We start from the raw sequence: 13,172 nt of genomic DNA, 5'->3' as shown, positions 1-13,172 counted from the left end.
TCGGCACTATTGATACCATAGCTATCCGACACAATGCTGGAAGTATGAACACTACTACGTTTTCCCCTATCTGAATCTATAGATAAAGCCTGCTTTGGATAGGGATATGACGTTACCGAAGCTGTGCCAAAATGTAGACGGTTTTGTTGAATCAAATTAAGAAAATTGAAGTGGGCACCCTAACCCGACTTCATCGAAGTTGCAACAAGTAGAAACCCGCTATGGATTCCCTGTACCAATTAGCCTGGCTCATTCCCACCCTGCCACTAGCGGGTGCTATGGTGCTGGGTTTAGGACTTATCTCCTACGGAAAATTCACCTCAAAGTTGCGATCGCTCAGTTCCACGTTCATCGTCTCGTTGACGGGAACAGCGATGGTGCTCTCCTTTGCTCTCCTATGGAGCCAGATTCAAGGGCACCCAACCTTTACTCAATACATTGACTGGGCCTCCGCCGGAGACTTTCACCTGGCAATGGGTTATACCGTCGATCACCTGACCTCCCTCATGCTGGTGATCGTAACCACGGTAGCCTTCCTGGTGATGATCTACACTGACGGCTACATGGCCCATGACCCCGGCTATGTTCGGTTTTACGCATATCTCAGCCTATTCAGTTCCTCCATGCTGGGCCTGGTAGTTAGCCCTAACCTGGTTCAGGTTTATGTGTTTTGGGAACTAGTGGGGATGTGTTCCTACCTGCTGATCGGGTTCTGGTATGACCGTAAGGCCGCTGCCGATGCCTGCCAAAAAGCCTTTGTGACCAACCGAGTTGGTGACTTTGGTCTATTGCTCGGTATGCTGGCCCTCTATTGGGCAACGGGCAGCTTCGAGTTCAACGTGATTGGCGAACGCTTCGAAGAACTTGTCAGTAGCGGAGCCCTTAGTGCTGGATTAGCAGGCTTCTTTGCCATCCTGGTATTCCTAGGGCCAGTGGCGAAGTCGGCGCAGTTCCCCCTCCATGTGTGGCTGCCCGATGCGATGGAAGGTCCTACCCCCATCTCCGCCCTGATCCACGCCGCGACGATGGTGGCTGCTGGGGTCTTCCTGATCGCCCGTATGTTCCCCATGTTTGAAGCGCTTCCTGATGCCATGAATATTGTGGCTTGGACAGGCGCTTTCACAGCATTCCTGGGAGCAAGCATTGCTATCACGCAAAACGATATTAAGAAGGGCTTGGCCTACTCCACCATGTCTCAGCTGGGCTACATGGTCATGGCGATGGGAGCTGGTGCCTATGGGGCTGGTCTGTTCCACCTGATGACCCACGCCTACTTTAAGGCGATGCTGTTCCTGGGTTCCGGTTCCGTGATTCACGGGATGGAGGGGGTCGTCGGCCACGACGCTACCTACGCTCAAGACATGCGACTGATGGGCGGCTTGCGGAAGTATATGCCCATCACGGCCATTACCTTCCTGATTGGTACCCTCGCCATCAGTGGGATTCCTCCCTTCGCCGGTTTCTGGTCGAAGGACGAGATCCTCGGCGCTACTTTCCATGTCAACCCGGGTCTGTGGGCAGTCGGTTATCTGACCGCTGGTGTTACCGCGTTCTATATGTTCCGGATGTACCTCATGACCTTTGAGGGGCCATTTCGGGGTAAGGATGGCGATGTCAAGCGGATGCTGAAGGCTGAGAAGCTGCAGCGTATGGGCCTGGCCTTTGGTCCCGGCGCTATGAACCCTCAAGAGCTGACGGCTGAGTACCCCTCAGAAGAAGCCGATCATCACGATGAGCATCACAGTGATTCACCCCACGAGTCGCCCATCACGATGACCCTGCCACTCGTAATCCTGGCGATTCCCTCCATCCTGATCGGTTTCGTTGGAACACCATTCGGTAACTACTTTGAAGCCTTCATTCACCCACCTGGTGAGGTGGTGGAAGCGGTGACCTCCTTTGGGATACCCGAAGATTTCGAGTGGGGCGAGTTCCTGACGATGGGTGGAAGCTCAGTGGGTATTGCCTTAATTGGGATTAGCCTGGCGGTGCTGATGTACTCGCGCCATGTGATCGATCCGGGGGCGATCGCCCAAAAGATCCCCGCTCTCTACCGTCTCTCCCTTAACAAGTGGTACATCGACGATATTTACGAAGTGCTGTTTGTCCAGGGGAGCCGTCGTCTGGCCAAGCAAGTGCTGGAAGTAGACGTACGGATCGTGGATGGGGTAGTAAACCTGACGGGCTTCGTTACCCTGGTGACCGGGGAAGCACTGAAGTACCTGGAAAATGGCCGAGTTCAATTCTATGCCCTAATTGTGTTTGGGGCTGTTTTGGGCCTGGTACTGGTTTCAGGAGTGACCTGATGTAAATCCATCAGGGCTATGGGGAGATGGTTGCTCTTTGTAGGGCACGTATCATTGCGCCATCTCCCTTTTCCCTCGGGCTTAGCGGCTTGTCCGCAACTTCGATAAAGCCTTAATAGAAATCCTCTTGATACGAGAAGCCCAATGAATATTGATACATTTCCCTTCTTAACAACCGTTATTCTGCTGCCCGTTGTGGCATCGCTGATTGTCCCCTTCATTCCCGACAAGGATGGCAAAACCGTCCGCTGGTTCGCTCTGATCATCGGTTTGGTAGACTTTGCCATTCTGGTTTACGGCTTTTTCAACCGCTACAACCCGTCTATTTCGGGGATGCAGATGGTGGAAAGCTACACGTGGCTGCCCGAGATTGATTTGAGATGGTCGGTAGCGGCTGATGGCTTGTCCATGCCACTGATCCTGCTAACCTCCTTCATCAGCACGCTGGCAATCCTGGCATCCTGGCCCGTCACTCTGAAGCCGAAGCTGTTCTACTTCCTGATGCTGGCGATGTACGGTGGTCAGATTGCGGTGTTCGCAGTTCAGGATATGCTGCTGTTCTTCCTGGTATGGGAGTTAGAGCTGATCCCCGTTTACCTGTTACTCTCCATCTGGGGCGGGAAGAAGCGCCTGTATGCGGCAACCAAGTTTATTCTCTATACCGCTGGTGGCTCCCTGTTCATTCTGGTCGCAGCCCTGGCGATGGCCTTCTATGGCGATACCGTCTCCTTCGACATGCAGACCTTGATGGCGAAGGACTATCCACTGAAGTTTCAACTTCTGGTCTACGCAGGTTTCCTGGTCGCCTATGGCGTCAAGTTACCGATTTTTCCGCTTCACACCTGGTTGCCTGATGCCCACGGTGAAGCTACGGCCCCGGTACACATGTTGCTGGCTGGAATTCTGTTGAAGATGGGCGGCTATGCCCTGATTCGCATGAACGTGCAGATGTTACCCGATGCCCATGTGTACTTCGCGCCCATCCTCGTAATTCTGGGGGTCGTCAACATCATTTATGCCGCCCTCACCTCCTTCGCTCAGCGCAACCTGAAGCGGAAGATTGCTTACTCATCTATCTCCCACATGGGCTTTGTGCTGATCGGGATTGCCTCCTTCACGGATTTGGGTCTGAGCGGTGCGATGCTGCAAATGGTGTCTCACGGTTTGATTGGAGCCAGTCTATTCTTCCTGGTGGGGGCAACCTACGATCGCACTCACACCCTAATCCTGGATGAAATGGGTGGTGTTGGCCGCAAGATGCCGCGCATCTTTGCCATGTTTACCACCTGTTCGCTGGCATCCCTGGCGCTACCCGGCATGAGCGGCTTCATTGCTGAACTGATGGTTTTTGTAGGTTTTGCGTCCAGCCCAGCCTACGATACGACCTTCAAGGTCATCATGATTATCCTGGCGGCGGTTGGAGTGATTCTGACTCCCATCTATCTGCTGTCGATGCTGCGGGAAATCTTCTACGGCCCTGAAAACAAGGAATTGGTAGAGCATGAAGTGCTGATCGATGCCGAACCCCGCGAAGTGTTCATCATCGCGTCGCTACTGATTCCCATCATCGGAATTGGCTTTTATCCCAAGCTACTGACCCAACTTTACGATTCCACCGCAACGCAGATTACAGTCATGTTGCAGGAAACCTTTGCAAGTACTCCGGGTCGAGAGCTTGCAGATACTACCAAGCCTGCTGAAATCTCCAGTGCAGAGCCTATGAGGGCTCCGGTTTTAGGCCAGTCCTAATTCCTGACCCAGTTCTGAAAAAACTCCGGCAATCCTTATCGGATTTGCCGGAGTTTTCTTTAACCTCAATTTGGGATAAGCTGAACCACCTATTTTTGCGTGCGCGACGCGCATGCAAAAATGAAAGATTACCATCACAGGCACAAATGGCCTGCCCAACCCACCCCTACGTTCTGTGCAGCCTCATATTAGTTGACTATCCGTTTTACGGAAGGCTTAAAACGAAATCGTACAGGGTGTGGGCCAGTTGGAGTTTGCTACTAAGGGGAACAACCTGTTGGCGACCGCTAGCATCCAGCAGAACGGCTTGATTGCGATCGCTCCCAAATCCCCCCTCTCCTAGATCGACAGGGTTAGCAGCGATCGCATCCAACTTCTTGCGCTTCAACTTATCCAGAGCCGGCGGCACGATATCACCCGTCTGAGCGGCGAATCCGATCAATCTTTGGTGGGGTAAACGGTGAGCTCCCAAGTCTGCGGCAATATCGGGCACAGGAGCCAGTGGCAAAGCTTCCGGGATTTCAGCTTTCGGTAGTTTGTGGACAGAGTAAGTAGCTGGTTTCATATCCGCGACGGCAGCGGCTAGCACAATCCAGTCGGCATCCGGTTGATGCTCCAGCATGGCACAGTGCATTTCGGCAGCGCTAGAGGTGGCAATCCGCCGTGCCCCTTGAACAGGTTGCAACAAGCTCGGCTCCATGGGGCTATGGACGAGGGTGACACGGGCTCCCCGGTGCAATGCAGCCTGAGCTAAAGCAACACCCATCTTGCCGGTGGAAGGGTTGCCGATGAAGCGTACGGGATCGAGGTGTTCTCGGGTGCCTCCCGTGTTGATGAGCAGATGCTTTCCAGTGAGATCGCGATCGCCCCTCGTATACAGCAACGACTCCAATGCTGATAGAAGCTCAGCGGGTTCAGCCATACGACCTGAACCGACGCGATCGCACGCCAAAATTCCCTCGCCCGGATTTAAGGAGTGGTAGCGGCGATCCTCCTGCACTAACGTCCAGTTACGCTGCACCGAATGTTGCTGCCACATATCCGTGTTCATGGCGGGGGCTAACAGCACGGGGCAGGTAGAAGCCAACACTACGTTAGTCAGCAGGTTATCGGCCAAGCCATAGGCCAGCTTGCCCAGAGTGTTGGCAGTAAGGGGGGCGATCGCCATGACCTCAGCCCATTCCCCCAGTTCAATGTGTAAAGGGCGATGGTGGATGGGCCGCCAGAAATCGGCATCGGTATAGGCCGGATGTCGGGCCAAGGTTGCCATTGTCAGGGGTGTGATAAACTGCTGCGCGCCTTCCGTCAGCACCACGCGCACTTCAGCCCCAGCTTTCGCGAGTGTTGAAACCACTTCGCAGACTTTATACGCTGCAATACCTCCCCCAACGCCGATCAGAATCCGTCGACCCTGCACCCCCTCGACCATACCTAGACTCCTTCGGGATAATCCTGAAACACTTCTACCGTGCCGTCTTTTGTAAAGGTGACGACAGAGAAGGGGTCGCTCGGTTCACCATCGTCGGATTCCATACCTGGAGAACCCATCGGCATACCGGGCACGGCAATTCCAGCGACCGCAGGCCGTTCAGCTAGCAGGCGTTGTAGATCCGCTACGGGAACATGGCCCTCGACCAGGTAGCCATCGACCACAGCCGTATGGCAAGAGGATGCGGCTTCGGGAACACCCAACTCCTCCTTCTTGGCGTCCATGTCATCAACAAAATGATCGTCAATCTCAAATCCGGCGGCTTGCACCTGCTCCATCCACTTCCCGCAGCAGCTACAGTTTTCGCTGCGATAGATCGTCATCGGGTGAGTTGCTGCGCCAGAAGTTGCCTCAGCCAGGGCAATAGGGGTGTTGAAACCGAAGAGGAGGGCGATCGCCCACAGTCCCATGACCCACTTAATCCACACTGATCTCGCCATCAGAACACCGATCCCTCAAGGCTATGATTCAACTTCTCCAGCTTAGCTAAATCCGCAAGCAGACACCCGGTGTTTCTTAGAAACACCGGGTGTCTTGTATCTCACAATTGGAGGAGGTTAGTTGGGTTGGGCGATCGCCAACTTTTGCTTTTCTGGCTCGATGGGAGCGGAGAGCGCTTCCTCTAGCGGCGCACGACCCAAACGATTTTCAAGAATGCGCATCACTTCGCGGCCAAAATCATTGGGGTTGCTGCGCCAGGCTTCCAAACAGACCTCCCCGAAGAACGCCCCCAAGGGTTCGGGATTCCACAGGAGCTTTTTCGCCGTCCAGGGCATCAGGCTCATGGGGTCGTAGTCGGGCTTCAGGATTTCCTTTTGAAGCGCATACTCCTCGAGGTGCGTGTGAGGTTGCAGGCCGATGAAGAAGATAGCAGGTTCCACTTTGTCTGCCCCAAAGATGGCCTCAAGTTCTCGGTGATAGGCGATCGTTTGACGGATGGTGTCAAACGTTTCATCAATCACATTAAAGGAGTAGTTGACGGACACCAAGTCATTGAACCCAGCCGTCTTCAAATCGCGGCAATTCTGCAACACGGTACGCAGGTTGTACCCCATGCGCATTTTTCGCACCAGCTCTTGTGAGCCGCTAGTAATGCCGATTTCGAAGTAATTCATGCCAGTTTGGACCATCAGGTCGCACAGGCGTGGGTTCAGGTTATCAGCACGAATATAAGCGGCCCAGTGAATGTCGGTCATACCGGCATCCACAATTTTTTTCAGCAATTCCTCCACATCATCCATAAAGCGACGGGCAGGAATAAATTGGGCATCCGTAAACCAAAAGTTGCGAACGCCGCGATTGTAAAGTTGGCGCATCTCAGCCACCACTTCATCGGCAGGATTAATCCGTACCTGCTTGCCTTCCACAACGGTGTACACGCAGTAGCAGCAATTGTGGGGACAGCCCCGCTTCGTTTGTACACCAACGTAGAAATCGAGATCTTGCAGGTAATAGTTAAATTCTGGCCAGATGCTATCGATGTAGTCGTAGTTGCAGGCGGTCTTTTCTAAGGGAGTGGGGCTTTCGTGAATGAGGCGATCGCGCGGCTCTGCTTCTCCCACCACATAACAGCGCTGGTCCGAGAAATCTTCACCCCGCAGCAATTTTTCCAACAGCAGCTCACCCTCGCCTACCGACACTACTGTTCCCGGCGGCAGCGACGAACCCAACTGCTTGTAAAACACACTGACTGCACCGCCGCCCACTACCGTAGTTACCTCTTTCTGATAACGACGAGCACGACGAATTCCTTGCTTAATCAAATCTGCATTACGCCACAGCTCCCCGTAGTAGGCCGTCATGACCCGCATCCCGCGAAACGCACCCCGTAACTTCACCAGGGGATTACGGGCATAAAACACCTCAAAGGCGTTTTGCAGAGGATTTCCACCTCGGCCCCCTACCGGAGCATAAATTTGGATATCTCGCCACGAGAATACTAGGTGGGTAGGCTTAAACTCATCAATACAAAGGTCTAAGGCCTTCTTAAAATCGAGTGGGGGTACCGTCCCAAAGTCAAAGATTCGCTGCACCGCATCCGGAAACATCTTATGGACGTGGTCAGCCAGATAGACGACCCCAATGGGGAAAATAGGGTTACAGGGAAGCCGGACGTAGAGGATGCGATTCATCGCGAAAGATTATGACGGTTCTGAGGGCGGTTAATATATCTTCACCATAACACCGTCTGCCAGAGCCGGGAATTCTGAACAAGCTGATTCCCTATTTCCTCAACCTATACTTTTTAGAGAAGCAACAGCCCCCGTTTTAATCGAGTTTCTACAAAGCATTAGTTCGGACAGTTTTTCTGAAACCATTGATTTTGCGTGCGCTTCGCGCACGCAAAATCAATGGTTTCAGAAAAACTGTCCAGAGTATTGACAAAGGATAGAGACGATCAGCACATCTCTCAAAAGGCTTGATCTATATTGCTCCCAGCGGTAGAGCCTGTCATGATCCCAAACCCTTCTTTTGATACTGAGAGATGGTAGTCGAGTTTACAACGTTCAATATAGGGGGGTGTTAGCGTTGATCTGTCATTTTTAAACGAAATTCACTCCTCAGCTATGGCGCAAATTTTTGATCCCATTCCATCAGATAACGCAAGCTGCATCCTATGCTGCTACGTTAACGCCACCAGCAAAATCCAAATTGCCCGTGTCACAAATGTAGCGAATTGGTATTTTGAACGGGTGGTTTTTCCGGGACAGCGACTAATTTTTGAAGCCCTTCCGGAAGCATTGCTGGAAATCCACACTGGCATGATGGCGAGTGCAATTTTATCAGATACAATCCCCTGCGAACGGCTGCGTATTGAAGCTGAATTAGATGCAGCCTTAGCCGTTGAGGGGGAGGCTGGGGGGCACCCGGAGTCTAGCTTTCAGCGGGAGTCCTTAACCGCAGGTATTGCTGAATAGTTCTTTCTGCAACGCGAGCAAAGGTAACCTATATCTTATATTTCTGTTGCATTTCAGATACTGTTTTTAGTACCGCTTTTAGTAATTTTCTCCCTTCGTTCATTCATCTCAAACAGCAATTTCGATACGGCTACGGCATAGCATACGATTAAGGAAAAACGTCACGTTTTAAGGGCTACCTTAGTAACGAACGTCACCCACAAGATTAACCCCAGGCTTTCCTTGAGAAGAACGGTTTATCTGTTTTTTCTTAAAATGCCTGGGGTTTATTGCATTCCGGCATAATAGAAGCAAGTTTTCCCAGGGAATCAATTCTGTGGATCTTCCTTCTTTCTTGTGGTTGTGGCGTATCGCGGCCTGGTCGATGGGGCTATCGCTGTTGTTCTACGGATTGCTAGCCTTTTCCGGCATCAGGATGCGCTCTTACCGGCAAAGGATTCGTTCTTATGATGCATGGCTGAGGCCATTTCATATTCTCTCTGGAATCGTGTTATTGGCTCTGGTGCTGGGGTTGCTGGCGATCGGAATTGTTGGCACATTAGGGGAGTATGGAACCTTGGGGCACTCGGCTCATCTACCCATCGGTTTGCTGGTCGTGGGGTTGACGTTGCTTTCGGCCTGGAGCGCGACTCGCATTGGTTTAGGGGAACCGGGCGCGCGATCGCTCCACATCACCATTAACCTCACCCTTCTGCTCGGTTTCCTCTTCGTACTTGCCACCGGCTGGAGCGTCGTTCAAAAATATCTTCCCGAATAGCAGCATGACGAAGGCGTTGGCATAAAAAACAGTTGAGTACGGTATGTGAAACACACTCCATTCAACTTCATGGAAGGTTTCACTTACAGTAAAGGGCAGAGCGATTTTCCTGGGACGGTAACACAAACCCCGTTATGACTACCCCTTCAACCCCATCTCCAAACATCCCGACCTTTCCTCTGACCTTCCGTCTATCTCCCCTTGTTCGCATTACCTTATTGCTGCTGTACCTGGCGCTAACGGTACCCTTGCCATTTCTGGCGAGTGTCACACAGGCTCCTGTACCGCCTACCCTGTTAACCATTGGTTTAGGGCTTGGGTTTGTTGCGCTGTATGCCACCCTAAGTGAGCGGGTCGTGCTAGGTGCAGACGCTATTCAGGTGGTCTATCCAGTTTGGGTACCACGCTTTTGGCGAAAAGGGTGGGTGTTGCCCTGGCAGGATATTAAAGCCTTGAAACCCAAAACAACGGGGCAGGGCGGGCTTATCTATTACTTTGTGACCCATGCTGGGGAAGCACGCTTGCTGCCCATGCGCGTTGCCGGGTTTGCACGACTGGTGGAAGCGGTGCAAGCCAAAACGGGCATTGACACGCGAGATGTGCGGCCCCTTGCCCAACCGTGGATGTATCTTATTCTGCTCGGGTTCACACTGCTGCTGTTGTTAATTGATGCCTGGACAATCTGGACTGCATTCCACCTGGGAGGGCTAGCCGTTTGAACGGGGCTACGATACAGCTTGAGGGAGTGAGTCTTCAGACATCCATTGGACATCAAACCATCCTGCATGATATTTCGCTAACGGTGGAAGGGGGCGATCGCCTCGCCATCGTTGGCCCTTCGGGAGCCGGAAAAACACACCTGCTCCGGCTGTTTAACCGCCTCAGCGAACCGACTACAGGCCATATCTTCTATAACGGGCGGGATATTCGTCGCATTCCCGTGATTGATCTGCGCCGTCGCGTAGCCCTGGTGTTGCAGGAATCACGATTGCTTGGCATGACCGTTGCTGATGCGCTACGGTATCCGCTTCAATTGCAGCGGATGCCATCTTTAGAAATCAAACAACGCCTCGATACCTGGGTTGAACGAATGCGTTTGCCAGGAGAATGGTTGGAATCGACGGAAAAAGAACTGTCTGTCGGGCAACGGCAGTGGGTGGCGATCGCCCGTGCCCTGATCCAGCACCCCGATGTTCTCTTATTGGATGAACCCACCTCTGCTCTAGATCTGGGCCGAGGAGAAGCTTTAATGAATCTCTTGCAGAACCTGAGCCATGAAGGTCTAACGATCCTGCTGGTCACCCATCAGCTAGAACTGGCAGCCCAGGGTAGTAATCGAGTGTTGTACCTGAAACAGGGACACGTAGCCTGGCAAAGCCCGACCCATCAAGTGGATTGGGTCGCACTGCGACAAGATCTGGTAGCTACCGAGCAGCAACAGGCCGATGAATGGGGCGAATAATTGCCCGTACCAATGAGCACCAGAGTGTCCCCAAATATTACACAATGAAACAGGACATTACGTGGGAGAAAAGTCATGCAAGGGTTTGAGGGGCTATGGCCTGCGATCGCACAGCGGGTGCGCGAACTAGGCCGGAGGCTAGTGTGCGGCGTTGCCGTACCCATGGGAGTCGCCCTGCTGCTCATCTTCGGCTTGGCATCCCCCGCTAGCGCCGGCCTGACGGATGACCACTACGACGGAAACATCTTTCCTCTGTATGGCGGGAATGGCTACCTGGTACCGCCTCGCGTTACCCTGGCACAATCCTTAGGTCGGGGCACTCCGGCAGTAGTCGTGTTTTACATGGATGACAGTAGTGACAGCAAACAATTTACTACCGTTGTCAGTACGATTGATGCGTTTTACGGTCGGAATCTCAACATCATTCCTATCTCGGTTGATGCGATTCCTGTGAAGGATAAGTACGAAAAGAATGAGGTTGGTTATTACTACAAGGGGTACGTTCCCCAAACCGTCATTTTTGACCAGGAGGGTAAAGTCGTCTTTGACGAAACAGGCGTTGTGCCCTACGAAAATATTGACGACGCCCTACGAGTTGTTTTTGACCTATTACCTCGATCTGAATCTGTTCAACTAAGACGTCGCGTTGTAAACGAGCTGAACACTGAATTGGTGCCTCAATAATATCGTTTCATTAAAAATCTGATATCTACAAAGAAGGGAGTTACATCATGTGTAACCCCCTTCTTTGTAGATATCAGATTTTTATAACTATTTATAACAGAGCAAATTTGAACGAACAGAATAAGTTTTTAGAAATGACAGAATCATTGAGCTTTGTATCCAGGGTAATTCTATAGTTCCAACTCCGAAGAGGAACAAGTATCCCATCTAATCGAATCAAGAATCAAAACCCAGAATGGGCTTGTTGCAAGATATAAAGTACATTCGAGGTTCAACTTTGGGGCTGTGTACCCAAGACTCGTATTATCTCGTATCTGAAGAGAAAATGTTCTTTTAAATCATTGGAGGAAACGATTTTTCTAACACAGGAAAAAGCTAGGAAACTATACATTTCGTCTTTGCTCAGTTCTGGCTTTCGACAGAGATGCGATTGTGAGGAATCTATTTAACTAAAAGTAAGCCTACAAATAGCTATTCGTATAGCTTTTTGAACTGAATGTAAGTGAAGAGGAGATAACATCCTATGGGTACTGATCAACGGGGATTTGCTTCCATGGACCCTGAGAAGCAAAAGGAAATTGCCAGCAAAGGCGGTAAAGTTGCTCACGAAAAAGGAACTGCCCACGAGTTTACTTCCGAGGAAGCTCGGGAGGCAGGTCGCAAGGGTGGTGAAAAAGTCAGCCAAAACCGTGAGCACATGTCTCGAATTGGCCGCAAGGGCGGTGAAAACAGCCACGGTGGTGGTGATAAGAAAAAGAAGAGCTAGCGCGCTCTGAGAAAACCCCTGTGAATATCCTCACAATTGGGGGCGATCGCGCGATTAAATCTAACTCGATTTAAGCAACTGATTGCCCCCCTTTATTTAACTTGTTTATCGATAAACTCATAGCCATTTCTAAGAGGAGAAGGCGGGTGTGAAGCACCGGCCTTCTCCTCTTAGAAATAGTTGTAGCTATAGCCTTCATACTTCACGTATTGGCGGTTAAGGGACATCAACCCATTCTCCACTGAGAAGCTCAAAGGCTCGATCGTATTCATCTTTGGGTAAGGCAATGGGAAAAGGATAGGAACGAAAATAGGCTAGGGCGGTATTTCCTTTACCTGCTGTGAGGCTGGTACGTGTTGCCTCCCAAACTGATTGTTCCAAACGTGTTTGGGCCTGCTGCCTAGCATTCTCAGGTAATTGCCAGATGGCAGCCTGACACGCCATCAAGGCCCGGCTGATGAGTTGGGTGCAAACCCGTTCTTTCCGTTCTCGCAGGCAGATACCAACGGGAGAGTCGTAAACGATTAAGCGGCCAGAGCTGGCCCACAATTCAAAGACAATGACAGGACAGTCTTCATAGGAGTAAGCCTGGGCAAGGCAAGGCAACGCCGTTGCTAAGTATTCATCAACGGCTTCCGAGTACCTATCCCACCCAACATCCGTTGTGGCGCTGTGTCTGGATTCATCGTGATTCCATTCCATAGAACGTCTTCACAAGCAGATCTGTAGGTGGCTACAAATTGGTGCCGCACCATTCCGTAAAACAGTGTAAACATCATTCTCATAACTCAGGATCTCACAGGTTTTGATGATGGGGGTTGCGGCACAATCCATGGTCATCGCCAGAGCATTAGACCTTCTGCATGAATAGACCTCCTGTGTGAATCGCTGCGCGGCGAAGCCGCGCAGCGATTCACACAGGAGGTCTATTCAACTTAGGAGGTTTCTGCATAAGAATTTACCCAGAATGTTGGTGCTTTGCCCGCTTCGCGGGCAAAGCACCAACATTCTGGGGGTAATTTCATTACTGGAAATCTCCTT

12 protein-coding genes are annotated in these 13,172 nt (G+C 51.6%); 8 read left to right on the top strand and 4 right to left on the bottom strand.

Annotation, left to right across the window (positions count from 1 at the left end; genetic code table 11):
* The first annotated feature begins 221 nt into the window (after positions 1-221).
* Both H6F91_RS10315 and H6F91_RS10310 read left to right on the top strand, forming a co-directional pair.
* On the top strand, positions 222-2,306 hold the full coding sequence (locus H6F91_RS10315) for an NAD(P)H-quinone oxidoreductase subunit 5 (RefSeq protein WP_190789311.1): 2,085 nt from the start codon (positions 222-224) through the stop codon (positions 2,304-2,306).
* Between the two features lie 144 nt (positions 2,307-2,450).
* Positions 2,451-4,055, top strand: a complete 1,605-nt coding sequence (locus H6F91_RS10310) for an NAD(P)H-quinone oxidoreductase subunit 4 (protein ID WP_199307739.1) — start codon at positions 2,451-2,453, stop codon at positions 4,053-4,055.
* A 205-nt stretch (positions 4,056-4,260) separates the two neighbouring features.
* On the opposite strand, the gene coaBC is transcribed toward H6F91_RS10310, so the two are convergent.
* From coaBC to H6F91_RS10295, 3 genes are all read right to left on the bottom strand, one after another.
* Positions 4,261-5,484, bottom strand: a complete 1,224-nt coding sequence (gene coaBC, locus H6F91_RS10305) for a bifunctional phosphopantothenoylcysteine decarboxylase/phosphopantothenate--cysteine ligase CoaBC (protein WP_190775226.1) — start codon at positions 5,482-5,484, stop codon at positions 4,261-4,263.
* Between the two features lie 2 nt (positions 5,485-5,486).
* A complete protein-coding gene (locus H6F91_RS10300; RefSeq protein WP_190775227.1) occupies positions 5,487-5,984 on the bottom strand; it encodes a DUF411 domain-containing protein in 498 nt (165 codons plus the stop codon).
* A 117-nt stretch (positions 5,985-6,101) separates the two neighbouring features.
* The gene (locus tag H6F91_RS10295) at positions 6,102-7,676 is read right to left on the bottom strand and encodes a photosystem II high light acclimation radical SAM protein (protein WP_190775228.1); all 1,575 of its coding nucleotides are present in this window, start codon (positions 7,674-7,676) and stop codon (positions 6,102-6,104) included.
* Positions 7,677-8,111: 435 nt separating this feature from the next.
* Between H6F91_RS10295 and H6F91_RS10290 the strand changes: the two genes are divergently transcribed.
* The 6 genes from H6F91_RS10290 (at position 8,112) to H6F91_RS10265 (ending at position 12,131) form a co-directional block, all read left to right on the top strand.
* Positions 8,112-8,462: a DUF1830 domain-containing protein gene (locus tag H6F91_RS10290; protein WP_190775229.1), complete on the top strand. Its 351-nt coding sequence runs from the start codon at positions 8,112-8,114 to the stop codon at positions 8,460-8,462.
* A 316-nt stretch (positions 8,463-8,778) separates the two neighbouring features.
* Positions 8,779-9,219, top strand: a complete 441-nt coding sequence (locus tag H6F91_RS10285; protein WP_190775230.1) for a DUF4079 family protein — start codon at positions 8,779-8,781, stop codon at positions 9,217-9,219.
* Between the two features lie 134 nt (positions 9,220-9,353).
* Positions 9,354-9,938 (top strand): hypothetical protein, encoded by a 585-nt coding sequence (locus H6F91_RS10280; protein ID WP_190775231.1) that lies wholly within the window; start codon positions 9,354-9,356, stop codon positions 9,936-9,938.
* A 26-nt stretch (positions 9,939-9,964) separates the two neighbouring features.
* On the top strand, positions 9,965-10,681 hold the full coding sequence (locus H6F91_RS10275) for an ATP-binding cassette domain-containing protein (RefSeq protein ID WP_347280026.1): 717 nt from the start codon (positions 9,965-9,967) through the stop codon (positions 10,679-10,681).
* 162 nt (positions 10,682-10,843) lie between these two features.
* The gene (locus H6F91_RS10270) at positions 10,844-11,365 is read left to right on the top strand and encodes a thylakoid membrane photosystem I accumulation factor (RefSeq protein ID WP_199307747.1); all 522 of its coding nucleotides are present in this window, start codon (positions 10,844-10,846) and stop codon (positions 11,363-11,365) included.
* Between the two features lie 523 nt (positions 11,366-11,888).
* Entirely contained in the window at positions 11,889-12,131 is a 243-nt protein-coding gene (locus H6F91_RS10265; RefSeq protein WP_190775234.1) for a KGG domain-containing protein, read from the top strand.
* 216 nt (positions 12,132-12,347) lie between these two features.
* Here H6F91_RS10265 and H6F91_RS10260 read toward each other — a convergent pair whose 3' ends face one another.
* The gene (locus H6F91_RS10260; protein ID WP_190775235.1) at positions 12,348-12,833 is read right to left on the bottom strand and encodes a hypothetical protein; all 486 of its coding nucleotides are present in this window, start codon (positions 12,831-12,833) and stop codon (positions 12,348-12,350) included.
* Positions 12,834-13,172: the final 339 nt, after the last annotated feature.

It is taken from the genome of Leptolyngbya sp. FACHB-8, from assembly GCF_014695575.1.
Taxonomy (GTDB): Bacteria; Cyanobacteriota; Cyanobacteriia; order Elainellales; family Elainellaceae; genus Vacuolonema.
This window is presented reverse-complemented; position numbering and strand designations above follow the sequence as displayed.